Consider the following 25,059-nt stretch of genomic DNA (forward strand, 5'->3'; position numbering starts at 1 on the left):
ATGTCGGCACCCGAGCACACACGTCGAGCCCGGCGCCGCCGGCCCGTCCGCGCGGCGATCGCGGGCGCGGCCGCCGCGGCGGCGCTCGCCGCGACCATCGTCGCCTGTGGCACGACGGAGGAGTCCCTGCCCTCCATCGGGTATGCCGTCGACAACACGGTGACCACCTACAACGCCAACACCGTCGACGGCGCCGCCTCGGGAGCCCGGCAGGCCCTGGCCCGTGTGCTGCCCGGGTTCGGCTACGTCGATCCGGCCGGCCAGGTGATCTCCGACACCGACATCGGGACGGCCACCGTCGTCGCGCAGGACCCGCTGACCGTCCAGTACCGGCTGTCCCCGGACTCCGTGTACTCGGACGGGGTGCCGATGTCGTGCGACGACCTGGTGCTGACCTGGGCGGCCGCCAGTGGGCGATTCACCGCTCCCGACGCGTCGGGAGCAGCGGAGAACCTGTTTGCCGCCGCGCGACGCTCGGGTTATGTCGACATCGAACGGATCGACTGCCAGACCGGATCCAAAGACGCCACCGTCGTCTTCCGCGCAGGCCGCGCCTACGCCGACTGGCGGGCCCTGTTCGGCGCCACCGAACTGATGCCTGCGCACGTCGCGGCCCGCGTCTCGGGGGTGCCCGACGTGGTCGCCGCAATCGGCGGCGGCGACGTCGAGGCGCTGCGCCGGCTCGCCGACTTCTGGAACACGGGATGGAACCTGACCCCGGGCGCGGTGGATCTGTCGCTGCTGCCGGCCTCGGGTCCCTACCGGATCGAGTCGTTCACCGTCGAGGACGGACTCGTCCTCGTCGCGAACGAGCGCTGGTGGGGCAACAAGCCCGGCACCGACCGGATCGTGGTGTGGCCGCGCGGCACCGACGCCGCCGCAGCCGCCTCCGACGGCCGCGTCCACGTCGTCGACGCCGCCACCGGAGCCCTGGACCTGTCGCTCGGCGACGACGCGGAAACGACGGACACGGCCTCGCGCAACGTCGAACAGCTCGTGCTGGGCACCGAGGGCGGGAGCCTCGGCGCCCCCGCCGCGCGCCGGGCGTTCGCGCTGTGCGTGCCCCGGTCGCAGTTGTTCGACGAGTTCGGCCGGGTCGGGGACGTCCCCGCCACCGGTCTCGGTTCCGGGACCACCTCGTCGCGGCTGCTGCCCGCCGACTCGCCCCTGTACCCGGGTGTGTCCGGGCCCGCGGCCCGTTACGACGAGGCGGACACGACCGCGGCGCAGGCCGAGCTCGCCGCGGCCGGGACGGACCGCATCACCGTGCGGATCGGGTACCTCGGTCCCGACCCGCGCCGCGCCCGCACCGTCGAACTGATCGCCCAGTCCTGTCGCGAGGCCGGCATCGAGGTGGTCGACGCCGCCTCCGACACGTTCACGCCGTCGCAGCTCGCGGCGGGTCAGGTCGACGCCGTACTGGCCGGGACCGCCGCCGCCGCGGGCGCGGGCGGCACGGCCGACATGCAGGACGCCCGCGGTTCCCTCAACTCCGCCGCCGGCGCCAACGTCGGTCGCTTCGCCGATGCCCGAGTCGACCGGATCCTCGATGCCCTCGCCGTGACCACCGACGACGCCACGATTTCCGGCCTGGTCGGCGAGGCCGAGACGATCCTGTGGACCGAGATGCCGACCCTGCCGCTGTACGCGCAGCCCCGGGAGACGACCTTCGCCGGCGGCCTTCGTGCCGCCGTCGTCAACGCCAGCGCCGCCGGTGCGGGCTGGAACATGGACAGGTGGATCCTCAACCGATGAGCAGCCTTCCCGCCGGAGCGCACGCGCTGATGGACCGTGCCGCCACAGCGGTCACCGCCCACACCCGCTGGGTCGACGACTTCCCGACACCCGGGGTCCGCTTCGCCGACCTGACCCCGGTCTTCGCCGACGGCGAGGCGTTCGGGGCGGTGATCGCGGCGCTGGCCGCCACCGCACCCGATGCGGAACTGGTGGCCGGGGTCGACGCCCGCGGCTTCCTGCTCGGCGGCGGGATCGCCCACGCACTGGGCACCGGCGTCCTCGCGGTGCGCAAGGCCGGCAAGCTGCCCCCGCCGGTGAACACCCGCGAGTACTCGCTCGAGTACGGCACCGCGGCGATCGAGATTCCGCAGGATTCGGTTCGGCTGCGCGGCCGACGGGTACTCGTCGTCGACGACGTGCTGGCGACCGGCGGCACCCTCTCGGCGACGGCGGAGTTGCTCGACGCGGCCGGCGCTCTCGTCGTCGCGGTGGCCGTGGTCACCGAGATCGAGGTTCTCGGCGGGCGCGCGCGGCTGGAAAAGTACCCGGTGACGTCATTGGTCCGGCTCTGAGAGCTAGAGTTGGCGCAGGTGCCGGTGGTTCCGGACGACGAGGAATGCGCGACGGTACGCCCGGTGTGCATCGGCGACGGGAGGTGTGGGCATGACCCAGAATCTTGATCGGTCCCAGAACTCCGGTCCGACCCCGACCTCGGCATCCACCTCGGCGTCCCGCCGGGTGCGGGCCAGGCTGGCGCGCCGCATCACCGGGCAGCGCAGCACCAACCTCAAGCCGGTGCTCGAGCCGCTGGTCACGATCCATCGCGAGCTGTACCCGAAAGCCGACCTGTCGGAGCTGCAGCGCGCCTACGACGTGGCGGAGGAGCGGCACGCGTCGCAGAAGCGCAAGTCCGGTGACCCGTACATCACCCACCCCCTCGCGGTCGCGACGATCCTCGCCGAACTCGGCATGGACACCACGACGCTGATCGCGGCGCTGCTGCACGACACCGTCGAGGACACCGGCTACAGCCTCGAACAACTCACCGCCGAGTTCGGCGAGGAGGTCGCCCACCTCGTCGACGGTGTCACCAAACTGGACAAGGTGGTGCTCGGCACCGCGGCCGAGGGCGAGACCATCCGCAAGATGATCATCGCGATGGCACGCGACCCCCGGGTCCTGGTGATCAAGGTCGCCGATCGACTGCACAACATGCGCACCATGCGCTTCCTGCCGCCGGAGAAGCAGGCCCGCAAGGCACGCGAGACCCTCGAGGTGATCGCTCCGCTCGCGCACCGTCTCGGCATGGCCACGGTCAAGTGGGAACTCGAGGACCTGTCCTTCGCGATCCTGCATCCGAAGAAGTACGAAGAGATCGTCCGGCTCGTCGCCACCCGGGCGCCGTCGCGCGACACCTACCTGGCCAAGGTCCGCGCGGAGATCAACTCGACGCTCTCGGCGTCGCGGATCGAGGCCACCGTCGAGGGCCGGCCGAAGCACTACTGGTCGATCTACCAGAAGATGATCGTCAAGGGCCGCGACTTCGACGACATCCACGACCTGGTCGGCGTGCGAATCCTGTGCAACGAGATCCGCGACTGCTACGCCGCAGTGGGTGTCGTGCACTCGCTGTGGCAGCCGATGGCAGGCCGCTTCAAGGACTACATCGCCCAGCCGCGGTTCGGGGTGTACCAGTCGCTGCACACCACGGTGATCGGCCCCGAGGGCAAGCCGCTCGAGGTGCAGATCCGGACCCGGGAGATGCACCGCACCGCCGAGTTCGGCATCGCCGCGCACTGGCGGTACAAGGAGACCAAGGGCAAGCACTCGGGCGACGCCGCCGAACTCGACGACATGGCGTGGATGCGGCAGTTGCTCGACTGGCAGCGTGAGGCCGCCGACCCCGGCGAGTTCCTCGAGTCGCTGCGTTACGACCTCGCGGTGAAGGAGATCTTCGTCTTCACCCCCAAGGGGGACGTGATCACGTTGCCGTCCGGGTCGACCCCGGTGGACTTCGCGTACGCCGTGCACACCGAGGTGGGGCACCGCTGCATCGGCGCACGGGTCAACGGCCGGCTCGTCGCGCTCGAGCGCAAACTCGAGAACGGCGAGGTCGTCGAGGTCTTCACTTCCAAGGATCCCAACGCCGGGCCGAGCCGCGACTGGCAGTCCTTCGTGGTCTCGCCGCGTGCGAAGGCCAAGATCCGGCAGTGGTTCGCGAAGGAACGCCGCGAGGAGGCGCTCGAGACCGGCAAGGACGCCATCGGCAAGGAGGTCAAGCGCGTCGGGTTGCCGCTGCAGCGCCTGATGAACGCGGACCTGATGCAGGCGGTGGCAAAGGAACTGCGGTACGCCGACGTATCGGCGCTCTACACCGCGGTCGGGGAGCACCATGTCTCGGCGCACCACGTCGTGCAGCGTCTCGTCGCGCTCCTCGGCGGGGTCGGTGGGGTCGAGGAGGAACTCGCGGAACGGGCCACGCCGTCGTCCATTCCGACCCGGTCCCGGCAGAGCGGCGACTCCGGCATCCTCGTGCCCGGCGCCCCGGGCACGGTGTCGAAACTGGCCAAGTGCTGCACCCCGGTACCCGGCGACGAGATCATGGGCTTCGTCACCCGTACCGGCTCGGTGAGCGTGCACCGCACCGACTGCACCAACGCCGGATCCCTGCAGCAGCAGGCCGAGCGGATCATCGACGTCGAGTGGGCACCGTCGCCGTCGTCGGTGTTCCTCGTGGCCATCCAGATCGAGGCGCTGGACCGGCACCGGCTGCTCTCGGATGTCACGAAGGCCCTCGCCGACGAGAAGGTGAACATCCTGTCGGCGTCGGTGACCACGACGGGCGACCGGGTCGCGGTGAGCCGCTTCACCTTCGAGATGGGAGACCCCAAGCATCTGGGCCACGTCCTCAACGTCGTCCGCAACGTGGAGGGCGTCTACGACGTGTACAGGGTGACCTCCGCGGCGTAGGCCGGTTCCGGGGCCGCGCCGGTCGCGTCTCATCCCACGTCGGTGATGACGAGCGGAGCGAGGGGGCGCCCGCCGCCGAGCGGGCTCGAGCCGTCGTTGCCGGCCGCGGCGACCTCCTCGAGCACCGGCAGGCCCGGTTCGGCGACGGTACCGAACACCGAGTACTGCGGATGGAGCAGCGAGTCGCCGAAGACGAGCAGGAACTGGCTGCCGTTGCTGTCCCGGTGCCCGGCGCCTGCCATCGCGACGGTGCCGCGTGGATACACGACCGGGGCGGGCAGATAGCCGTTCTCCCCGCGGACGACCGTGACGGGGTACTCGTCGGCGAACGTGTAGCCGGGCCCGCCCACCCCGGATCCGCTCGGATCGCCGCACCGGAGCATCTGCATGCCCGGTTCGTCCGTCACGTGATGACACTGCGTCCCGTCGAAGAAGCCCTGCCGCGCGAGACCGGCGAAGCTGTGCACCGCGCACGGGGCTGCGGCGCGCTCGAGAACCAACGGGACCGGTCCCGCGGAGGTCGTCAGCGTGAGCTCCACCGTTCCGGTCGCAGGCACGGACGTCGATCCGGGCATGGTCGCCGTCCGCGCCGCCGGTCCGGCGGCAGGATACGTGCAGGTGACCGTGGCGGCACCCGGTTCGGGACGCGGCGGCAGAGCGGCATAGGCGGACGGGTCGAACCCGGCGGGCCCGGCGACCGTAGCGGTCGTCGTCGCCCGCAGCGCGGCAGGGGCGGGCGCGGTCGCGGACGCGGCACACGCTGCGGTCGCGAGTGCCACGGCCACGCTCAGGGCCGCACGCACAGCGATGGAGGTACCAGAGGTCACAGACACGGCACAGTAGACGATCCCGTCACAAACCGACAGACCCCTGCCCGCGGCGGGGACGCGAACGCCCCGCTCACCGGCGGGTGGGCGGGGCGTTGCGGAACGCGCCGGGTCAGGCCGTGCGGACGGCGGTCAGCGTCGTCGTCGCGGCCGGTGGGCCGTCGGGTCCGCCGCCGTCCACCCCGGCCGCGGCGATCTCGTCGAGCGTCGCCAGGCCGGTCTCGTCGATGGTGCCGAACACGGTGTACTGCGGCGGCAGGATCGAGTCGCCGTACACCAGGAAGAACTGGCTGCCGTTGGTGCCGGGGCCGGCGTTGGCCATCGCGAGCGTGCCCCGCGGGTAGACCATCGGATTCTGCGCCTGTGGATCTCCGGGCGCGTACTGGTCGGTGGGGAACTCGTTGGCGAACTCGTAGCCCGGTCCACCGGTGCCCGTGGCGGTGGGATCGCCGCACTGCAGCACCGACAGCGTCGGGTCGGTGGTCAGGCGGTGGCAGTCGGTGTCGTCGAAATATCCCTGCGACGCGAGCGACAGGAAACTGTTGACGGTGCACGGGGACAGCTCGCCCCGGAGAGTCAGGCCGATGTCGCCCTGGGTGGTGGTGACGGTGACGCCGGTGTCGGTGGTGGGGACATTCTCGGCGCGCGGCGGCTGCGCCGGCTTCGCGGCCGTCCGTCCGTCCGACGGGTACGCGCAGCTCACCGTCTCGGGCAGCGGCTCGGCACGCTGGACGGGCAAGGCGGGGAAGTCGGACAGCGACGGGGCGGACGTCGGCGCCGCGGCGCTCGTCGCGGTCGCGGACCCGCCGTCCGGATCGTCCGAGCACCCCGCGAGCAGCAGCGCCACGCCCACTCCGGCCACGGCCGTCCGGGCGACGACGGATCGAGTACGAGTCATCAGTCCATCCTGACACTGGTCAGCGAGATCGGCTGGGCCGGCGCGCCGTCCTGGCCGCCGCCCTCGACCCCGCCCGCGGCGACCTTGTCGAGGGTCGCGAGGCCGGTCTCGTCGATGGTGCCGAACACGGTGTACTGCGGCGGCAGGACCGAGTCGCCGTACACGAGGAAGAACTGGCTGCCGTTGGTGTCGGCGCCGGCGTTGGCCATCGCGACGGTCCCGCGGGGATAGGTCAACGGCTGCGTGGCCGCCGGATCCTCGGGTGCGTACTGGTCGGTGGGGAACTCGTTGGCGAACTGGTAGCCGGGACCGCCGGCCCCGGTGCCGGTGGGGTCGCCGCACTGCAGCACGGCCAGCGTGTCGGACGTGGTCAGGCGGTGGCAGGCGGTGTCGTCGAAGTACCCCTGCGACGCCAGCGACAGGAAGTTGTTGACCGTGCACGGGGAGGTGTCGTTCTGCAGGACCAGCCCGATGTTGCCCTGGGTGGTCTCCACGCTGACGCTGATGTCGGTGTTGCCCTCCCCGGTGGTGAGGATGCCGTCCGTGCGGGGCGGCTGCACGGGCCTGGCGGGCTCACCGGCGGCCGGATAGGCACAGGTCACGGATTCGGGCAACGGTTCGGACCGGGCCGCCGGCAGCGCTCCGAACTCCGGCGGCGCCGGCTCGGTCGTCTCCGACGCCGCGGTCGAGTCCGCGCCGTCGTCGCGGGTGAGCATCCAGACACCGACGCCGGCCGCGACGACCGCGACCACACCGAGCGCGGACAGGCCGATGGTGAGCTGGCGGCGCTTGCGCGCCCGCTGGGCCCGTCGTTCGAGCTGCCGCTCGAGTTTGCGTTTGGCGGCCTGGCGCCGCTGTGCGTTACTCGGCACTGCAGTAGTCCTCCCGTAACCGATCGTCGTTGCCGGATCCATCGTCGCCGCTGGCCCCCGGCTCGAGCCGGATCGAGTCTGCCACCCCAACCTGAGAGCCGGTCGCCGGGGAGCCCGGCCTAGGCTGTAGGAGCCACACCGAGGCCCACACCGTAGGAGCGATGCCCGTGCTCGTCACCGGATTCCCCGCCGGGATGTTCCAGACGAACTGTTACATCCTCGCGCAGGACGACGCCGAGGACTGCGTCGTCGTCGACCCCGGACAGGATGCCGCCGAGCCCCTCGCGGACTTTCTGACCCGGTCCGGGTTGACGCCGCGCGCGGTGCTGCTCACCCACGGGCATCTCGACCACATCTGGTCGGCGCAGGCCGTCGCCGACCGCTACGACATCCCGGCCTACATCCATCCCGAGGACCGCTACATGCTGACCGATCCCGGTCGCGGTATCGGCCCGACGCTGAAGCCGTTCCTCGAAGGCGCCGAATTCACCGAGCCGCGCACCGTGATCGAACTGGCCGACGGCGATCAGGTCGAGCACGCCGGCATCCGGTTCGTCGTCGATCACACCCCGGGGCACACCCAGGGTTCGGTGGTGCTGCGCACCCACGCGACGACCGCCGACGGCGACGACGTCGAGATCGCCCTCACCGGCGACACCCTGTTCCAGGGTTCGATCGGCCGCACCGATCTGCCGGGCGGCGACCACGAACAGCTGCTCGCCTCCATCGCGGCGAAACTGCTCGTGCGCGACGACTCCACCGCGATCCTGCCCGGACACGGCCCGACCAGCACCATCGGTCAGGAGCGGACGTCGAACCCCTTTCTGGCCGGGCTGACCGGCTCCCGCTGACCCGGCCTCCCGACCCACCGACGAGAGAAAGCAGCGACAGTTGAGCAAGCCCTCCACGTTCTCGGCGCCCAAGGGTGTACCCGATTACGTCCCGCCGCAGTCGGCGGAGTTCGTCGCCGTGCGCGACGGCTTGACCCGCGCGGCGCGGCTGGCCGGCTACGGGCACATCGAGCTGCCGATCTTCGAGGACACCGGGCTGTTCGCGCGCGGCGTCGGCGAGTCCACGGACGTCGTGAGCAAGGAGATGTACACCTTCGCCGATCGCGGCGACCGGTCCGTCACGTTGCGGCCGGAAGGGACCGCCGGGGTGATGCGGGCGGTGATCGAGCACGGCCTCGACCGTGGCCAGCTGCCCGTCAAGCTGAGCTACTCGGGCCCCTTCTTCCGGTACGAACGTCCCCAGGCCGGGCGGTACCGTCAGCTGCAGCAGGTGGGGGTCGAGGCGATCGGCGTCGACGACCCCGCCCTCGACGCCGAGGTCGTCGCCGTGGCCGACGCCGGATTCCGCAGCCTCGGCCTCGACGGATTCCGCCTCGAGATCACCTCCCTCGGCGACGAGACGTGCCGCCCCAAGTACCGGGAATTGTTGCAGCAGTTCCTGTTCGGGTTGGACCTGGACGAGGAGACCCGCCGGCGCGCCGAGATCAACCCGCTGCGGGTCCTCGACGACAAGCGCCCCCACGTGCGGGAGATGACGGCCGACGCCCCGCTCATGCTCGACCACCTCTCCGACACGGCCAAGGCGCACTTCGACGAGGTGCTCTCGCACCTCGACGCGCTCGGCGTGCGCTACACGATCAACCCGCGCATGGTGCGCGGCCTCGACTACTACACGAAGACCACCTTCGAGTTCGTTCACGACGGCCTCGGCGCCCAGTCCGGGATCGGCGGCGGCGGACGCTACGACGGCCTGATGGCTCAGCTCGGCGGGCAGCCCCTCTCGGGCATCGGGTTCGGTCTCGGGATCGATCGCACGCTGCTCGCCCTCGCCGCCGAGGGCAAGAGCGCGGGCAGCCCCGCCCGCTGCGAGGTGTTCTGCGTGCCGATGGGCGACTCCGCCAAGTCGACGCTGGTCCCGATCGCCCATCGGCTGCGCGCCGCCGGCATCCGGGTGGACCTGGCGTACGGAGGGCGCGGCGTCAAGGGAGCGATGAAGGCCGCCGACCGCTCCGGAGCCGTCGTTGCCCTGGTCCTGGGGGAGCGAGAGCTCGAAGCCGGCGAAATCGTGGTCAAGGACCTGCGCACCGGCGAACAGCACACCGTGCCGCTCGACGACGTGGTCGCCCGGGTCGGGGACGTCGTTGCCGGCACCTGACCCGTCGGGACGTCCTGCGCCGACCCGTCTGGACCTGATCCCGGCGCGGGTGCTCGCACCCCGCGCTGGGAGGGTCGCGGCGTTCTCCCTCCTGATCGGCGTGGTGGCCGGTTTGCTGGTGTATCTGGTGGCCAGCCCGCTGGTCGCGGTCGTGTCCGGGATGATCGTCGGGGTGCCGCCGGCAGTGGGCGCCCTGGCGGTGCTGCGCCGGCGCCGCTGGATCGACGGCACCACGATCACGGCGAAGGGGGCACTGCGCACCCGGCGGGTGCAGCTGCGCAACCTCGCCGGGGTCGAACTGGTGGTGTCGGCGCTGCGGGTCAGTCAGGTGGTGCTGCGGCTCAACGACGGCGACCGGATCGTGTCGGTCCCGCTGGCGTTGTACGCGAACGGCGGCTGCCGGGAGCTCGATGTGCTGGCGTTGCGCCGGCTCGCAGACGCGCTCGCGGCGAGTGAGCTGGCCTCGGCCGCGGCGATGTCGTCGGTACTGGTGGAGCAGCTGCGGGCGGAGGCCCGCGAAGCGGGACTGGAGCAACGGCCGCTGTACCGGGCGGTGTTGCTGGCCCGGGACGCCGGGCGCGTGCCGCAGACCACGCTCACCGATCACGAGGTGGCTTCGCTCGTCGAATGAGCGCACGCCGATTGGTGTGGCGGCACCCCGGGTATGCGGGGCGCATGATCTCGATGCACGCGGTGTTCGCCGCGCCGTTCCGGGCTGCCTCCGCGTTGCGCGGCGCCCGGGTGTTCCACCCGCACGGGGTGCTCTTCCAGGGGGAAGCGGAACTGGCGCCGGGCTGGTGGCCGCGCTCGGTCCCGGCCCGGGTACCGGTGACCGCCCGGTTGTCCGGTGCCGTGGGCACGCCCGACGGTGTGCCCGACATCCTCGGTCTGGCGCTGCGGTTCTCGCTCGAGAGCGGTCCGTGGGACATCCTGCTCGCCACGCTGCACGTGCCGACCAGGGCGGTGCTGCTGCCGGCGCGAGGCTGGTCGACGGCGCGGTACGGCTCCCTGATGGCGTATCGCACGAACGTCGATCTCGCGCCGCGGTGGATCTTCGCGTTCCCCGAGGGGGAGCAGCCGGCGTCGACGTCTGTGCGGGAACTGGCTCGGCGCGGCGGGCCGCTGGTGTTCTCGTTGCACGTGGCGTCGGCCCGCGGGCGGCTCGTGCCGGCCGGGCGCGTCACGCTCGAGAGCGAGGTACGCGCCTCCGACGAGGCGCAACCGTCGTTCGACCCGGTGCTCAACCACCCGGCCTCGGTCGACCTGTGGCCACGGTGGCTCGTGTCGTTCCGTCGCGACGCCTACCAGGGCAGCCGCGCGGGTCGCGGCGCGGCCGACGGGTCCGCGCGGAGCGATCTGCCCGACTCCGCCGCCGCTCCGTAACGCCGGACCGCTGGGGCGCCGGACCGCTGGGGCGCCGGACCGCTGGGGCGCCGGAGCGCAGTAGCCGGGGGTGCGGAGCAACTCCACACCCCCGGCCTTCGTGAACCGGACCGGTAGCGGTCCGGCGACGTGTCAGCTGACGACGGCGTCGATCGTCTTCTTCAGGGCCGACGGCTGCGCGGGGGAGCGGGGTGCCTTCTCCTTCAGTTCGAGCATCCGCGCCCCGATCTCCTGCAGCTTCTTGCGGCCGAGTGCCTCCCGCACCTTCGGGAACCACTCCTCTTCCTCCTCCTCGATGTGGTGCTCGACGTTCTCGATGAGGACCGTCGTCTTCGCGTCGAACCGCTCGGCACCGGGCTTCATCCCCGCCAGTTCCATCACCAGCACATCCGCGACGTGGTGCTCCTCGAACGACTCGAGGATGTCCGATTCGAGGTCGGGCAGGAGCGAGCGCACCTCGGGGTACATGCCCTCGTTCTCGATGTAGGTGTGCACGGTCAGCAGTTCGATGATCCGTCCGACTATCCGACCCTTCTCCTCGTCGTCGTCGTCCGCGCCGCGGAACTCGCGGAACAACTTGCGGATCTCCTTGTGGTCTTCCTTCAACAACACGATTGCGTCAGTGGACACCGGGCCTCCCGCCGAAGTGGTTCTCGAGTGCTCGCCCGTGCGGGGCGTGCGCTCCAGATACCCCGGCGGGAACCCGGTTACACCGATCCGGCCGACCGGTCAGGTGCTCTTGGGTGTCCGGTCGGCGGTGTCCCGGATGTGGGGTTCCTCGGCGACCTCGGCGGCGTGCCGCCGGCCGACGCCCACGTGCGCCTCCGCCCGCATGACCTCCACCATGTGCGGGTAGTGCAGCTCGAACGCGGGCCGCTCGGAGCGGATGCGCGGCAGCTCGTAGAAGTTGTGCCGCGGCGGCGGGCAGGTGGTCGCCCACTCGAGGGAGTTGCCGTAGCCCCACGGGTCGTCGACGGTGACGACCTGCCCGTACCGGTAGCTCTTGAACACGTTCCACAGGAACGGCAGCGTCGAGACGCCGAGGGTGAACGCCCCGATGGTGGAAATGGTGTTGAGCGTGGTGAATCCGTCCGACGGCAGGTAGTCGGCGTAGCGGCGCGGCATGCCCTCGTTGCCCAGCCAGTGCTGCACCAGGAACGTGGTGTGGAAGCCGACGAAGGTCAGCCAGAAGTGCCACTTGCCGAGGCGCTCGTCCATCAGCCGCCCGGTCATCTTCGGGAACCAGAAGTAGATGCCGGCGTAGGTGGCGAACACGATGGTGCCGAAGAGCACGTAGTGGAAGTGCGCGACGACGAAGTACGAGTCGTGGACATGGAAGTCGAGCGGCGGGCTGGCGAGGATGACGCCGGTCAGGCCACCGAACAGGAAGGTGATGATGAACCCGACCGAGAACAGCATCGGCGTCTCGAACGTCACCTGCCCCTTCCACATGGTGCCGATCCAGTTGAAGAACTTCACGCCGGTGGGCACCGCGATCAGGAACGTCATGAACGAGAAGTACGGCAGCAGCACGGCGCCGGTGGCATACATGTGGTGCGCCCAGACGGCCATCGACAGGGCACCGATCGCGAGGGTCGCGTAGACCAGGCCGGTGTAGCCGAAGATCGGCTTCCGGGAGAAGACCGGGATGACCTCGGAGATGATGCCGAAGAACGGCAGCGCGATGACGTACACCTCAGGGTGACCGAAGAACCAGAACAGATGCTGATACAAGAGCACCCCGCCGGTGGCCGGGTCGAAGATGTTCCCGCCCAGTACCCGATCGACCATCACCCCCATGAACGCGGCCGTCAGCAGGGGGAAGATCAGCAGGATCAGGATCATCGTGATGAAGATGTTCCAGGTGAAGATCGGCATCCGGAACATCGTCATGCCCGGGGCGCGCAGGCACACCACCGTGGTGATCATGTTGACCCCGCCGAGGATGGTGCCGAGACCGGCCACCGCGAGGCCGGTGAACCAGAGGTTGGCGCCGATGCCGGGGGTGTGCAGATCGTCCGCCAACGGAATGTACGACGTCCATCCGAAGTCCGGTGCACCGCCGGGAGTGATGAGGGAGGCGGCGACGACGGTTGCGCCGAACAGGTACAGCCAGTAGCTGAACGCGTTCAGGCGGGGGAACGCGACGTCGGGCGCGCCGATCTGCAGCGGCAGGATGTAGTTCGCGAACCCGAACACGATCGGGGTCGCGTACATCAGCAGCATGATGCCGCCGTGCATCGTGAACAACTGGTTGTACTGCTCGTTGGACAGGAACTGCAGACCCGGGACGGCGAGCTCGCTGCGGATCAGCAGTGCCATCAGGCCGCCGATGAGGAAGAACGTGAACGACGTGACGATGTACATCAGACCGAGCATCTTCGGGTCGGTCGTGGTGACGAGTCGGTAGAACGTCGAACCCTTCGGCGCGTACCGCGGCGGGTACGGCCGGACGGCCTTCGTTTCGGTGACAACCATGGTGCCTCCTTGCGCTGCCCCGGGGCGGCGACGTCGCTGCGGCGCCGCGTGCTCCGTGAGGCCTCAGGGCATCCCGGAACCGCCGCGGCATCATGCGGTAGGTCGAGCGTAGCCGGACACAGCCGCGCACGGGAGGTTTTGCGTCGGCGGATTATGGCCCGGCGACGCGGAATTCGCGCCGGTTCCGGGAACAAACCCTTGCCTTCGTATGTTGTGAGTGGTACAAGAAAGGTGTAGCGGCAGACATAGATCGGCTGCTCTCCTCAACCGGCACGAAGAGAGTCTGTGGAGGTGGAAACGATGTTGATGCGCACCGATCCGTTCCGCGAGCTCGACCGCTTCGCGCAGCAGGTTCTCGGTACGGCGGCCCGGCCCGCGGTGATGCCCATGGACGCCTGGCGTGAGGGCGACAAGTTCGTCGTCGAGTTCGACCTGCCCGGTGTGGCCGAGGATTCGCTCGACCTCGACGTCGAACGGAACGTGCTGACGGTGCATGCAGAACGACCGGCGCGCGACCAGAGTCAGGAGATGGTCGCGGCCGAGCGTCCGCGCGGCGTGTTCAGCCGGCAGCTGTTCCTCGGGGAGAACCTCGACACCGACAACATCGAGGCGACGTACGACGCCGGTGTGCTGAGGCTGACGATCCCCGTGGCGGAGAAGGCCAAGCCGCGCAAGATCGAGATCGCGGTGGGCGACAAGAAGGCGATCGACGCCTGACCCACCGGTGTCCGCGGAGACAGTCATGGACGCACTCGACCTGATCGCCGAACCGCTCGTCGGGCCCGAAGAACCCGTCGACGGTGCGGACCTCGAGCTGCTCCTGCTCGAACTCGAGCTGGACATGCTCGAGGTGCCCCGGCCGCGATCGCCGGTGGACATCCCGGGATGCCGGGCCGCCGCAGTCCGGCCTCCGCGCGAGGCGGCATGCTCCCGGGGACCGCTCGGACGAGTCGGGACGCGAGCCCCGGGGGAAGTGGTGGCCACGCAGCGCTCTCCTCCGGGTCGTACCGGAAACGATCCCCGGAATCTCGTCGTGAAAGGACGGTGATGCGACGTCGCAGCAGTAGTGCGAGGCGCTGACGTGCGTGCCGCCCGCCCGGACGACAACCACGACGCGCCGAGCCGGTCACCGGCCCGCAGCCGGAACCGGTCGGCGCACCGCCGGTACTCGGCACACCCAGTGCGGGCCGCACCCGTTCATCGCCGACGCCCGGCGACCCTCTCCGTCGCGAGGTGGGTCGCCGGGCGTTCGCTCCTGTGGCCGCAGCGGTCCGTCGTGGGCGAACCCGCCGACGACGACACGAAGGAGGCGCAGCCGTGTCCGGCAGCGAACCCGATCTCTACGCGGCGCTGGACGTCTCCGATTCCGCCGGGCAGGCGGCCATCACGGCAGCCTTCCGCCGCAAGCTGCGCGCGCACCACCCCGACCTGCGCAACCCGGCCCTCCCGTACGGCCCGGACGAGGACGAGGAACTGCGCCGGATCGTCGAGGCGTATTCCGTCCTGCGCGACCCGGATCGTCGCGCGGAGTACGACCGTCGCCGCGCCGGCCCGCTCACCCGGTCCGTCCGCGTGACCGTGCACCGTCCGGACCCGCCCCCGGCGGCGGATCCACCCATCCGGGCCGGACCCGTCCGCCGCCACCGGTGACCCCGCGACGCACGGGCGCGTCTCGCGGAGCCCGTCGCTCCCTCGCTCGGTCCGGCCGCACGGTTCATTCGCTCGGGTCAGGGGTACGGGGTTCGTGCTTTCCGCCGTAGGCGAGGGCCAGCAGGGTGCGTGCCCCGTGCGCCAGGGCTCGTTCGTCCAGTACGAAGTCGGGCTGGTGAAGATCGTGCCGCGGACTCGTCCCGTCCCAGACCCCCAGCCGCGCCATCGCGCCCGGGACGTGCTCGAGATACCACGCGAAGTCCTCGCCGCCGCTGGACTGTCCCGCCTCGGCGAGGTTCTCGAGGCCCACCACGGACTCGATCGCGGCGAGCATCTCGGCCACCGCCTCGGGGTCGTTGACCACCGGCGGAACGCCCTGCACGTACTCCAGTTCGTGGTCCACGTCGTAGGGGGCGAGCAGTTCGGCGACGCTGCGTCGCACCAGGGGCTCGACCGTCGCCCACGTCTCGTGCGACGCGCTGCGCAACGTGCCCACCAGTTCGCCTTCCTCGGGGATGGCGTTGCCGACGTGCCCGGCCCGAACCCGTCCCCAGGTCAGGACGGTGGCGGTACGGGCGTCGAGGCGTCGATCGAGCACCGATGCCAGACCGGTGACGAGGACGGCCGCCGCGTGGATCAGGTCCCCGGTCAGATGCGGACGGGCCGAATGGCCCCCGGGGGAGGACAACCGGACCGTGAGCACGGCCCCGGACGAGGTGATCGGGCCGGCGCGGGTGGCGAGCTTGCCCGCCTCGAGTTGCGGGGCGCAGTGCAGCGCGAAGATCCGGGACACCCCCTCGAGACCACCCGCCGCGACGACCTCGAGGGCGCCGCCCGGCGTGGTCTCCTCGCCCGGCTGGAAGATCAACCGCACCCGTTGCGGGGGTGGGTCCGCCGCGAGCACGGTGGCTGCCTCGAGCAGCATCGCGGTGTGGGCATCGTGCCCGCACGCGTGGCACACGCCCGCCACGGTCGATGCGTACGGCAACCCGGTGGTCTCGGTGAGCGGCAGGGCGTCGAGGTCGGCCCGCAGCGCGAGGCATTCGCTCGTGTCCGGGCCGACGTCGCACCACAGTCCGGTGCCCCCCGGCAGGGTCACCGGGCTCAGCCCGAGCGAGACCAGCTGATCGCGCACCAGCGCGGTCGTCCGGAACTCCGCGAACGACAGCTCCGGGTGGGCATGCAGGTCCCGTCGCCAGGCGACGACGCGGTCGTGGTCGATCGTCATCCCTCGAGAACTCCGTCGGGTCGGTGACAACTACGGGCCGGTCGAGAGGGGACCGGTTCGTCAGTCAGTTCACCACGGTCGGGGCGACCACGTCCCGGTTCTCGCGTTCGGTGACGCCGTGTGCTCGTCGCGCCCAGGACTCGGCGCCCTCGCCACCTCGACGGCGATGCCCGCACCGAACCGCCGCTACGGCCACGCCGGTCACGAAAGGCCCGGTTCCCGCCCCACACCCCGGCGGGACGGGAACCCGGGGATCACCAGTCGTCACCGCCCCCGATCACCGGGGCCGTCGCCGGCGGGAGCTCGCCGATCACGGCGGTGCTGTTCGCCGCGGACACCAGGATCGCCGGACGGGTCCGCCGGGGCGTGTCGTCGTCCGCGCGTCCGGTGGCCGGGAGGGCGGCCGCGAGCGGATGACGGGCGGTCGAAGCCACGGTGGACACGGGAGCAGTCGCGGTGGACCGGGGGTTCGACGGGGCGCCGCCGAGACCGCCGACCGCGCCCCCGAGGGCCGCCGCGCCTGCCGCGCCCAGCGAGACACCGCCCCCGCCCGGTGCGACGCCACTCGCGCTGCTCGCCGGGGCGGTGGCGGCGGCGAGCGTCGGGGTCGCCGGTCCGGTGCCGCCTGCGAACGCCGCGGCCTGCGTCTGTGCGGGCAGATCGCCGGGCGCACCGGTCGCGGCGACGATCTCCACGGCCTTCGTGGCGGTCGCGGCGACGTCCGACGGAGCGGGCAGGCCGGGCGTGGCGACGGGCGCAGGCACGGTGATCGGCGCGGCGAGCGCGTTCATCGCCGCGGTGTGGCCGAGCAGTTCGCCGCGGGTACGCGCGACCACCGCCAGCGCCGCGGACACGTGCTCGGCGGCGGCGGTGAGCAGCGCGACCTGTCCCGGTGGTGTCAGCGCGACGGGCGCCGTCGCCGCGGCGAACGCCAGGAAGGACTGCGCGATTCCGCCGAGTTCGACGTTGCCGCGCTCGACACTGGCGGTCGCGGCGCGGGTGACCGCTCCGATCTCGTCGCCCCGCTCGCCCAGCTCGACCGCGCTCAGCTGTGCCTGGCGACCCTTGTCGAGCGCGGCCTCGGCGGGTGCCCCCTCCCACGAGTCCGGCAGTGCATGCAGTGCCGTGCGCGTCAGCGACGCCGCGCCCTCGAGCACCCGCGACGACTGCTGCAGCACCGCAGACGGGTCGAGCGCCTCGACGATCCCGGTGCCGAACAGGTCGCCCAGATCGCGCAGGGGACGCAGCAATTCGTCGATTCCCGGCACCGGTGGAACCGGAATCGACTGCAGCACCTCGGATAGTGCATCGAGCCCGGATTCCGGCGACCACGTCGGCGGGGCCGGGGCCGGCGCGGGCAGGGGCAGGTCGAGGACCGGGCCGGCAGGGGACGCGCGGAGCGCGTCGAGGACGGTGGGCGAGGCGACCGGCGCCCCCTGCGCCGTCATCGCGCGCCCCCGATTCCCGCGACGGCCGTGCCGAGACCCGCGGCGGTCGCCGCGTCGAGCGCCTCGTACCGGGCGGCGGCGTCGTGCGCGGCGACACCGCCGGAGGCGTAGACGTACGCCAGCTGGGCGACGGCGCGAGTGTGTGCACCCTGCGCGACGGCGAACGCGGCGACGAAGTCCGCACCGATCAGGCCCATGGCCGGGCTCAGCGACGAGACATTCGCCTGCAGATCCACTCCGCCCGCACGGGCGACCTCCTCCGCGGCGCGCAGGGACGTGCTGCCGAACGCCCGCACCCCGTCGGGCACGACACGGACGCCGCCCCCCGTCGAGAACGAGCCGGCAGCGTCGAACAAACCGCTCATGATGACCCCCCAATCAGATTCGCGTGCGCAGCACTCTAACTCGAGGGGGCGACACGGGCGACGAGCGCGCGGGCGACGTCGCGCACGGGCTCTGTGGGGCCGGTGAACCCGAGCACGCGCAGGGCCGCCTCCGCCAGCACCTCCGGCAGGTCGGCGACGTCGTCCCTGCCCCCGTCCGCCCGGGTGTTGATGGCGGATTCGACCAACCGGAACGGCAGGTCGGCCCGGGGATCGTCGGCCTCGGCTCCGGCGGCGCGAGGGCCGAGGACGGTGACCGCGAGCCGGCGGTAGCACGCGCGCAGACCGGCCCGGGCGGCGTGGAAGTGTGCGAACCGGTCGGTGCGGACCTCCGGGAGCAGATACAGCGCACCGAGATTCCACCGTCCCGTGACGAGTTGTGCGGTGTCGAACAGTGCCAGGGCGTACAGCCGTGCCTCGGCCGGCGCGTCGTCGCCGAGCTGCTCGCAGAACGACAGGGTGGGGGCGACGGTCTGCTCGAGCAGCGCCGCGAGGATGTCGTCCTTGGTGGCGAAGTGGTTGTACAGGGAGGCCTGGCGGACGCCGACCGCCTCGGCGACGAGTCGCGTCGAGGTGGATGCGAATCCGCGGGTGGTGAACAGTTCCGCTGCGGCGTCGAGGATCTCGGCGCGTGCGGTGGCACCGGGTCGGCGTGGCCCGTGCAGTCGAGGGCGTCCGGGGCGGGCATGGGTCACGCCGTCGACGATGGCACAGATCCGGCGACCGCGGCCGAGCGGGCGCGCGGTGAGCAGACCGTCACACGGTGGAAACGTCGGTCACGAACTCGTTACGCCGCGGTCATTCGGACAAGACGTGGCCTCGCGAAAACTGTCACTCGACAGTTTTTCGACGGTCATCCGGCCGCCGCACCGCGCACAGAAACGGACACCGCCATGAGCCTGACGCTCACCCGGCCGGCTGCCGCTGCACCGGCCGCCCCGCACCAGGACGCGGGCGACCTGGGCGAATTCGGCTACCAGCAACAGCTGCACCGCAACCTCGGCAGGTTCGCCTCCTTCGCCGCCGGCTTCTCGTTCGTCTCCATCCTCACGACCATCTTCCAGCTGTTCGGCCTCGGCTTCGGCTTCGGCGGCCCCGCCTTCTTCTGGACGTGGGTGGTGGTGTTCGCCGGCCAGTTCACGGTCGCCCTGAACTTCGCCGAACTCGCGGCGCGCTACCCGATCTCCGGGGCGATCTACCAGTGGTCCCGCCGGATGGGCGGCGAGGTGGTCGGCTGGTTCGCCGGCTGGTTCATGATCCTCGCGCAGATGGTGACCGCCGCGGCCGCCGCGATCGCCCTGCAGGTGGTTCTCCCGGCCGTCTGGAGCGGATTCCAGATCATCGGCGACGACCCGTCGCTGACCTCCTCGTCCGGGGCCGCCAACGCCGTCCTGCTCGGGTCGGTGCTGCTCGTGCTCACCACGATCATCAACAGCATCGGCGTGAACTGGATGTCGCGGATCAACAGCATCGGCGTCACCTGCGAGATCGTCGGCGTCGTCGCCGTGATCGGCATGTTCTTCACCCATGCCGTCCGCGGCCCGCAGGTCGTCCTCGACACCGGCGTGCCCGGGGCGAGCCCCGGGTACGGCTGGGCCTGGATCGTCTCGGGTCTCATGGCCGCCTACGTCATGGTCGGTTTCGGCTCGGCCGGCGAACTCGCCGAGGAGACCCGCAACCCGCGGCGGGTCGCCCCCCGCACCATCCGCCTCGCCCTGTCCGTCTCCGCGATCGGCGGCGGCCTGATGATCCTCGGCGCCCTCATGGCCGCCCCCAGCCTCACCGACGGTCGCCTCGCCGCCGAGGGCCTGCCCTACGTGCTCGGCGCCATCCTGTCCTCGCCGTGGGGCACGCTGCTCCTCGTCGACGTGGCCATCGCCGTGTTCATCTGCACCCTGGCCATCCAGACCGCCGCGTCGCGCCTGATCTTCTCGATGGCCCGTGACGAGCGCCTGCCCGCGTCGAAGGTCCTGTCGCACGTCAACGCCCGCACCGGCACTCCCATCGCGCCGGCCGTGCTGATCGGTGTGGTGTGCATCGGCATCCTCGCGGTGAACATGGGCAACAGCGCGATCTTCGCCACCCTGTCGAGCGTGTGCATCGTGCTCATCTACCTCGCCTACCTGATGGTCACCGTCCCGCTGCTGCTGCGCCGGCTGCGCGGCCGGCCGCACGACGCCGCGACGACCGACGCCGACGGCAACCCGCTGTTCTCCCTCGGCCGATGGGGTCTTCCCGTCAACGTCCTCGCCGTCGCGTACGGCCTGCTGATGGTGATCAACCTGTCCTGGCCGCGCGCCGAGATCTTCGACCCGGACGGCACCATGCCGCTGCTGCAGTGGGCCGCGCCGCTCACCGTCGCCGCCGTCGTCGCCCTGGGCGCCCTGTGCTTCCCGCGCCGCACCGCGCACCCGAACCCCGTCACGATCGGAGCCCGAGCATGACCGACACCGCGACCACCCGCGCCGCGAAGGCACACGCCCGAGCGCAGGCCGGCACCGTCACCGCCGGCATGCCCACCGTCCCCGCCTCGGCGCACCCGACCCCACCCGGCGGCCGCACGGCCCCCATGACCTGGGCCGAGACCGTGCCCGGCGGCCGCTACACCACCAAGGTCCTCGCCCGCGGCACCCGGCTGCGCCTGCGCGACCTCGACGGCGCCGCCTGCGCCCACCTGCTGCTCTTCCGCGCCGACGCCCCGCACGAGCGCCTCAACGTCGCCGACACCGTCAAGGTGCCGTGGCAGGCCTACCTCGGAGTCGGACATCCGCTGCTGTCGGACCAGGGCCGGGTGCTCGCCACCGTCGTCGCCGACACCTCCGGCCGGCACGACGCGCTGTGCGGCACCACCCACCTGGCCGGGAACACCACGAAATACGGTGCGGGCAGCCTGCATTCGCACGCGCCCGCGGGTCGGGAGCTGTTCACCGTCGCCGCGGCGAAGCACGGCCTGGCCCCCCGCGACCTCCCGCCGTCGCTGTCGTTCTTCCACGGCGTGCACGTCGGCGGCGACGGCGCGCTGACCAGCACCGGCAGCGCCGGGGCCGGAGCCTGCGTCGAGCTGCTGATCCACCTGCCGGTCATCGCGCTGATCGCCAACACCGCCCACCCCCTCGACCCGGCGCCACGTTTCTCCACCACCACCCTCGAAGTGCTCGCCTGGCACGCCCCGCGCGACCTCGACGCCCTGCCGAACACGGACCCCGAATACCGGCGCGCCGTCCTCAACACCGAGGACGCCTGGATCGCCGCCACCGGAACGGAGCACTGATCATGACCTCGACCCTCGACCTGCCCGCCCTCGTGCCCGGGACGGTGATCCGCGACGAGATCGCCGGCGCCCGCGGACCCTGGTCGGCCGTCGTCGCCGCCGGCGACGTGCTCACCGTCGTCGACCTGCACGGCAACCAGGCCGTCGACACCCTGATCTACGACGCGCACGACACCGCCGTCCGCTACAGCGCACCCGCCACGATCGCTGCCCAGCGACACCTGTTCCTCACCACGGGATCCGTGCTGCGCGCCGGCGACGGCGAGGCCCTCATGACCCTCGTCGCCGACGAGGTCGGCAATCACGACACCGTCGGCGGCGCCTGCTCGCAGGAATCGAACACCCTGCGCTACGGCCATCACACGAAGCATCAGCACGCGTGCGTCGAGAACTTCCTCGCCGAAGGCGCCCGGTGGGGCCTGGGCAAACGCGACCTCGTCTCCAACATCAACTTCTTCATGAACGTGCCCGTCGACCCCGACGGCACCCTCGGCATCGTCGACGGCCTGTCCGCCCCCGGCAAGCGCCTCGCACTGCGCGCCGACCGCGACGTGCTCGTCCTCGTCTCCAACTGTCCGCAGATCAACAACCCGTGCAACGGTTTCGACCCGACCGAGGTACGGATGATCGTCACCCGACCGGAGGCTTGCCCGTCATGACCACCAAGATCACCGTCGACCGGCCCGGCATGCTCACCACCGTCCAGGACTACCCCGGACGCACCGGCTACTGGCAGATCGGGGTCCCGCCGTCCGGCCCGATGGACGACCTGTCGTTCCGCCTCGGCAACGCCTCGCTCGGCAACCCCGACGGGGCGCCCGGTCTCGAATCCGTCATGGCCGGGCCGGCACTGCGCTTCACCGACGCCACGCGGGTGTGCGTCACGGGTGCCCCGGCGACCGTGCGGGTGGACGGCACGGTGGTCCCGCAGTGGCGCCCCGTCACCGTCCCCGCCGGTGGCGTGCTCGACGTCGGAGCCCTCGCCGGCCCCGGGCTGCGCGTGTACGTACTCGTGCAGGGTGGTCTCGACGTCCCCGAGTTCCTCGGCAGCGCAGCGACGTTCACGCTCGGGCGGTTCGGTGGTCACGAGGGGAGGACGCTCGCCGAGGGGGACGTGCTCGTCGTGGGGGAGTCGGCGAGCGGCCCGGCGGTCCCGGTTCCCGCCGAGCACGTCCCGGCCATGACCACCCGCTGGGACATCGCCGTCACCGAAGGTCCGCACGGTGCCCCGGAGTTCTTCACCCGCACCGACATCGACACGATCTACGCCACCGAGTACGAGGTGCACTTCAACTCCGACCGCACCGGTGTGCGGCTCGTCGGGCCGAAGCCGCGGTGGGCCCGGCCCGACGGCGGGGAGGCGGGGCTGCACCCGTCGAACATCCACGACAACGCCTACTCCGTCGGCGCCCTCGACTTCACCGGCGACACCCCCATCCTGCTCGGGCCCGACGGGCCGAGTCTGGGCGGATTCGTCTGTCCCGTCACCGTCGTCGCGGCCGAGCGGTGGAAGCTGGGTCAGCTCGCCCCCGGGCACCGGGTGCGGTTCGTCCCGGTCCGGGCCGAGCACGCCGCGTCGCGGCGGGCGCTGGGGGTGGCCCGCCGGGCGGGGCTGTCGCTGGTGGTCTCGCCCGGTGGGGACGGCGACGACGGCGTGCTCGCCCGTCGCGACGGCGACACCCCGGTGACCTATCGGCGCAGCGGGGACGACAACGTCCTCGTCGAGTACGGCGACATGACCCTCGATCTCGCGTTGCGCGCCCGGGTGCACGCCCTGCACCAGCGGCTCGACGCCGAACGCCCCGCGGGTCTGCTCGAGCTCACCCCCGGCATCCGGTCGCTGCAGGTCAAGGTCGATCCCGACGTGCTGCCGGTGCCGGCGCTGCTCGACCTGCTCGCCGACGTGGAGGGGCAGCTCCCGGCGAGCGACGAGCTCGTGGTGCCGAGCCGGCAGGTGCGGCTGCCGCTCTCGTGGGACGACCCGGCCACTCGTGAGGCCATCCAGCGGTACATGCACGGGGTGCGGGCGGATGCGCCGTGGTGCCCGTGGAACATCGAGTTCATCCGGCGGATGAACGGCCTCGCCTCGGTGAACGACGTGTTCGACACCGTCTTCGCCGCCGACTACATGGTGCTCGGCCTCGGTGACGTGTACCTCGGGGCGCCCGTCGCGACGCCGCTCGACCCGCGGCACCGGCTGGTGACGACCAAGTACAACCCGGCGCGGACGTGGACGCCGGAGAACGCCGTCGGCATCGGTGGGGCGTACCTGTGCATCTACGGGATGGAGGGTCCGGGCGGCTACCAGTTCATCGGCCGCACGACGCAGGTGTGGAACCACCGGCATCCGCAGCCGGCTGGGCCGTTCGAGGCGGGAACGCCCTGGTTGCTGCGCTTCTTCGACCGGATCTCCTGGTATCCCGTCGAGCCGGAGGAACTGCTGGACCTGCGCGCCGACCTCGCCGCCGGCCGGGGCGGGGGAGTCGAGATCGTCGACGGCACCTTCTCGCTCGCCGAGCACGAGCGGTTCCTCGCGGACCACGCCGCGTCGATCGACGCGTTCCGGCGGGTGCAGTCGGTGGCGTTCGGCGCCGAACGTGCCCGCTGGGAGGCCGGAGGCGCATAGCGCCGGTGTGCCCTTTGGGCTGCTGGGACAGCCCAAAGGGCACACCGGCGGCGCAGCCGCCTGCGCTTGACTGCGATTAGCACGTATGTTCGACTGTCTGCATGCGGTGGGCGGCACAGACTCTCGACGTCGACGACGGCGCGCTCCCGGGTCTCGAACGGGCCGGGCTCGTCCGCAGCGTCCGGACCCCCGAATTCGACGGAATCACCTTCCACGAGGTGCTGTGCAAGAGCGCGCTGAACAAGACGCCCGAGGCCTCACAGCTTCCGTTCCGCTTCACCGTCAACACCTTTCGCGGGTGCTCGCACGCCTGCCGGTACTGCTTCGCCCGGCCGACCCACGAGTACCTCGACCTCGATGCGGGCCGCGACTTCGACAGCCAGATCGTCGTCAAGACCAATGTCGCCGCGGTCCTGCGCCGCGAACTCGCCCGACGGTCGTGGAAGCGCGAGCACGTCGCCCTCGGCACCAACACCGACCCGTACCAGCGGGCCGAGGGCCGCTACCGGCTCATGCCCGGTGTCATCCGTGCCCTCGCCGAGTCCGGCACCCCGTTCTCCATCCTCACCAAGGGCACGCTGTTGCGCCGCGACCTGCCGTTGCTCACCCTGGCCGCCGGGCAGGTCGACGTCGGGGTCGCGGTGTCGCTCGCGATCGGCGACCCCGAACTGCAACAGCAGATCGAGCCCGGCACGCCCACACCGAAGGCGCGGCTGGACCTGATCCGCGCGATCAGCGACGCCGGCCTGCCCTGCCACGTCATGGTCGCCCCCGTCATCCCGTGCCTCACCGACTCGAGCCGGCACCTCGACGACCTGCTCGGCGCGCTCTCCGCCGCCGGGGCCACCGGCGTGACGGTGCTGCCGATGCACCTGCGCGGCGCCACCCGCGGCTGGTTCCTGTCGTGGCTGGGCCGGGAACATCCGGCCCTGATCCGGCGGTATCGGCAGATCTACGGCCGCGGCGCGTACGTCTCGCCGGAGTACAGGACGTGGCTGAAGGGCCGCGTCGATCCCCTGGTGGCCCGCTACGGACTCGGCGCACGCGTGACCGAGCACCGGCGCCCGGCCGCGGCATCCCCGCGGCCGGGCACCGCACCGGCGGATCCCACGCTGTTCTGAA

General features: G+C 71.4%; 24 protein-coding genes. 15 read left to right on the forward strand and 9 right to left on the reverse strand.

The genetic code is table 11. The annotated features are described in order from the left end of the window. The 3 genes from QNA09_RS10070 (at position 1) to QNA09_RS10080 (ending at position 4,707) form a co-directional block, all read left to right on the forward strand. Positions 1-1,755, forward strand: coding sequence for an ABC transporter substrate-binding protein (locus QNA09_RS10070; protein WP_119699742.1), 1,755 nt, complete (start codon positions 1-3; stop codon positions 1,753-1,755). Continuing rightward, positions 1,752-2,309: an adenine phosphoribosyltransferase gene (locus QNA09_RS10075; RefSeq protein WP_010596851.1), complete on the forward strand. Its 558-nt coding sequence runs from the start codon at positions 1,752-1,754 to the stop codon at positions 2,307-2,309. Before QNA09_RS10070 ends, QNA09_RS10075 begins: the two co-directional genes overlap by 4 nt. A 91-nt stretch (positions 2,310-2,400) precedes the next feature. Further along, positions 2,401-4,707 (forward strand): bifunctional (p)ppGpp synthetase/guanosine-3',5'-bis(diphosphate) 3'-pyrophosphohydrolase, encoded by a 2,307-nt coding sequence (locus QNA09_RS10080; RefSeq protein WP_026137911.1) that lies wholly within the window; start codon positions 2,401-2,403, stop codon positions 4,705-4,707. Positions 4,708-4,736: 29 nt separating this feature from the next. Here QNA09_RS10080 and QNA09_RS10085 read toward each other — a convergent pair whose 3' ends face one another. The 3 genes from QNA09_RS10085 to QNA09_RS10095 all read right to left on the reverse strand — a co-directional run bounded on the left by QNA09_RS10085 (position 4,737) and on the right by QNA09_RS10095 (position 7,304). Continuing rightward, positions 4,737-5,534 (reverse strand): peptidylprolyl isomerase, encoded by a 798-nt coding sequence (locus QNA09_RS10085; RefSeq protein WP_228287157.1) that lies wholly within the window; start codon positions 5,532-5,534, stop codon positions 4,737-4,739. Between the two features lie 112 nt (positions 5,535-5,646). Further along, complete coding sequence (locus QNA09_RS10090; RefSeq protein ID WP_010596855.1) at positions 5,647-6,432, reverse strand: peptidylprolyl isomerase; 786 nt, start codon at positions 6,430-6,432, stop codon at positions 5,647-5,649. Beyond that, complete coding sequence (locus QNA09_RS10095; protein ID WP_010596856.1) at positions 6,432-7,304, reverse strand: peptidylprolyl isomerase; 873 nt, start codon at positions 7,302-7,304, stop codon at positions 6,432-6,434. Before QNA09_RS10095 ends, QNA09_RS10090 begins: the two co-directional genes overlap by 1 nt. Positions 7,305-7,471: 167 nt before the next feature. On the opposite strand from QNA09_RS10095, the gene QNA09_RS10100 reads away from it, so the two are divergent. Genes QNA09_RS10100 through QNA09_RS10115 form a run of 4 tightly spaced genes read left to right on the forward strand, consistent with a single transcriptional unit; the run spans position 7,472 to position 10,853 of the window. After that, the gene (locus tag QNA09_RS10100; RefSeq protein ID WP_026137910.1) at positions 7,472-8,155 is read left to right on the forward strand and encodes an MBL fold metallo-hydrolase; all 684 of its coding nucleotides are present in this window, start codon (positions 7,472-7,474) and stop codon (positions 8,153-8,155) included. Between the two features lie 40 nt (positions 8,156-8,195). Beyond that, on the forward strand, positions 8,196-9,470 hold the full coding sequence (hisS, locus tag QNA09_RS10105; RefSeq protein WP_119699743.1) for a histidine--tRNA ligase: 1,275 nt from the start codon (positions 8,196-8,198) through the stop codon (positions 9,468-9,470). A gap of 49 nt (positions 9,471-9,519) precedes the next feature. Continuing rightward, complete coding sequence (locus tag QNA09_RS10110; protein WP_010596859.1) at positions 9,520-10,101, forward strand: hypothetical protein; 582 nt, start codon at positions 9,520-9,522, stop codon at positions 10,099-10,101. A gap of 44 nt (positions 10,102-10,145) precedes the next feature. Continuing rightward, positions 10,146-10,853 (forward strand): hypothetical protein, encoded by a 708-nt coding sequence (locus QNA09_RS10115; protein WP_010596860.1) that lies wholly within the window; start codon positions 10,146-10,148, stop codon positions 10,851-10,853. Positions 10,854-10,985: 132 nt separating this feature from the next. On the opposite strand, the gene QNA09_RS10120 is transcribed toward QNA09_RS10115, so the two are convergent. Further along, the gene (locus QNA09_RS10120) at positions 10,986-11,483 is read right to left on the reverse strand and encodes a hemerythrin domain-containing protein (protein WP_048774318.1); all 498 of its coding nucleotides are present in this window, start codon (positions 11,481-11,483) and stop codon (positions 10,986-10,988) included. Positions 11,484-11,582: 99 nt separating this feature from the next. After that, complete coding sequence (ctaD, locus tag QNA09_RS10125) at positions 11,583-13,331, reverse strand: cytochrome c oxidase subunit I (RefSeq protein WP_017681344.1); 1,749 nt, start codon at positions 13,329-13,331, stop codon at positions 11,583-11,585. Positions 13,332-13,631: 300 nt separating this feature from the next. Between ctaD and QNA09_RS10130 the strand changes: the two genes are divergently transcribed. From QNA09_RS10130 to QNA09_RS10140, 3 genes are all read left to right on the forward strand, one after another. Further along, positions 13,632-14,048 carry an Hsp20/alpha crystallin family protein gene (locus QNA09_RS10130; protein WP_010595223.1) on the forward strand — a complete coding sequence of 139 codons (417 nt, stop codon included), beginning with the start codon at positions 13,632-13,634 and terminating at the stop codon, positions 14,046-14,048. Positions 14,049-14,073: 25 nt separating this feature from the next. After that, positions 14,074-14,379, forward strand: coding sequence for a hypothetical protein (locus QNA09_RS10135; RefSeq protein ID WP_010595222.1), 306 nt, complete (start codon positions 14,074-14,076; stop codon positions 14,377-14,379). Between the two features lie 269 nt (positions 14,380-14,648). After that, on the forward strand, positions 14,649-14,981 hold the full coding sequence (locus QNA09_RS10140; RefSeq protein WP_017681342.1) for a DnaJ domain-containing protein: 333 nt from the start codon (positions 14,649-14,651) through the stop codon (positions 14,979-14,981). A 64-nt stretch (positions 14,982-15,045) separates the two neighbouring features. Here QNA09_RS10140 and QNA09_RS10145 read toward each other — a convergent pair whose 3' ends face one another. The 4 genes from QNA09_RS10145 to QNA09_RS10160 form a co-directional block, all read right to left on the reverse strand. Next, positions 15,046-16,209, reverse strand: a complete 1,164-nt coding sequence (locus tag QNA09_RS10145) for an amidohydrolase (protein ID WP_017681341.1) — start codon at positions 16,207-16,209, stop codon at positions 15,046-15,048. A 254-nt stretch (positions 16,210-16,463) separates the two neighbouring features. After that, complete coding sequence (locus QNA09_RS10150) at positions 16,464-17,657, reverse strand: hypothetical protein (protein ID WP_010595219.1); 1,194 nt, start codon at positions 17,655-17,657, stop codon at positions 16,464-16,466. Continuing rightward, complete coding sequence (locus QNA09_RS10155; RefSeq protein WP_048774315.1) at positions 17,654-18,022, reverse strand: type VII secretion target; 369 nt, start codon at positions 18,020-18,022, stop codon at positions 17,654-17,656. The genes QNA09_RS10150 and QNA09_RS10155 overlap by 4 nt, the downstream gene beginning before the upstream one ends. A 35-nt stretch (positions 18,023-18,057) precedes the next feature. After that, complete coding sequence (locus tag QNA09_RS10160) at positions 18,058-18,735, reverse strand: TetR/AcrR family transcriptional regulator (RefSeq protein ID WP_048774313.1); 678 nt, start codon at positions 18,733-18,735, stop codon at positions 18,058-18,060. A gap of 198 nt (positions 18,736-18,933) precedes the next feature. Here QNA09_RS10160 and QNA09_RS10165 point away from each other — a divergent pair, with 198 nt between their 5' ends. The 5 genes from QNA09_RS10165 (at position 18,934) to QNA09_RS10185 (ending at position 25,058) form a co-directional block, all read left to right on the forward strand. Continuing rightward, positions 18,934-20,484, forward strand: coding sequence for an amino acid permease (locus tag QNA09_RS10165; RefSeq protein WP_010595216.1), 1,551 nt, complete (start codon positions 18,934-18,936; stop codon positions 20,482-20,484). After that, the gene (locus QNA09_RS10170) at positions 20,481-21,311 is read left to right on the forward strand and encodes an urea amidolyase associated protein UAAP1 (protein ID WP_010595215.1); all 831 of its coding nucleotides are present in this window, start codon (positions 20,481-20,483) and stop codon (positions 21,309-21,311) included. Before QNA09_RS10165 ends, QNA09_RS10170 begins: the two co-directional genes overlap by 4 nt. A gap of 2 nt (positions 21,312-21,313) precedes the next feature. Continuing rightward, positions 21,314-21,970, forward strand: a complete 657-nt coding sequence (locus tag QNA09_RS10175; RefSeq protein WP_119699744.1) for an urea amidolyase associated protein UAAP2 — start codon at positions 21,314-21,316, stop codon at positions 21,968-21,970. Further along, positions 21,967-23,937 (forward strand): 5-oxoprolinase/urea amidolyase family protein, encoded by a 1,971-nt coding sequence (locus QNA09_RS10180; RefSeq protein WP_119699745.1) that lies wholly within the window; start codon positions 21,967-21,969, stop codon positions 23,935-23,937. The genes QNA09_RS10175 and QNA09_RS10180 overlap by 4 nt, the downstream gene beginning before the upstream one ends. Before the next feature lie 101 nt (positions 23,938-24,038). After that, on the forward strand, positions 24,039-25,058 hold the full coding sequence (locus tag QNA09_RS10185; RefSeq protein WP_040271206.1) for an Rv2578c family radical SAM protein: 1,020 nt from the start codon (positions 24,039-24,041) through the stop codon (positions 25,056-25,058). The last annotated feature ends 1 nt before the right edge of the window (position 25,059 follow it).

The sequence above is a fragment of the Rhodococcus sp. AH-ZY2 genome (assembly GCF_030916465.1).
GTDB classification, from domain to species: Bacteria; Actinomycetota; Actinomycetes; order Mycobacteriales; family Mycobacteriaceae; genus Rhodococcus; species Rhodococcus ruber.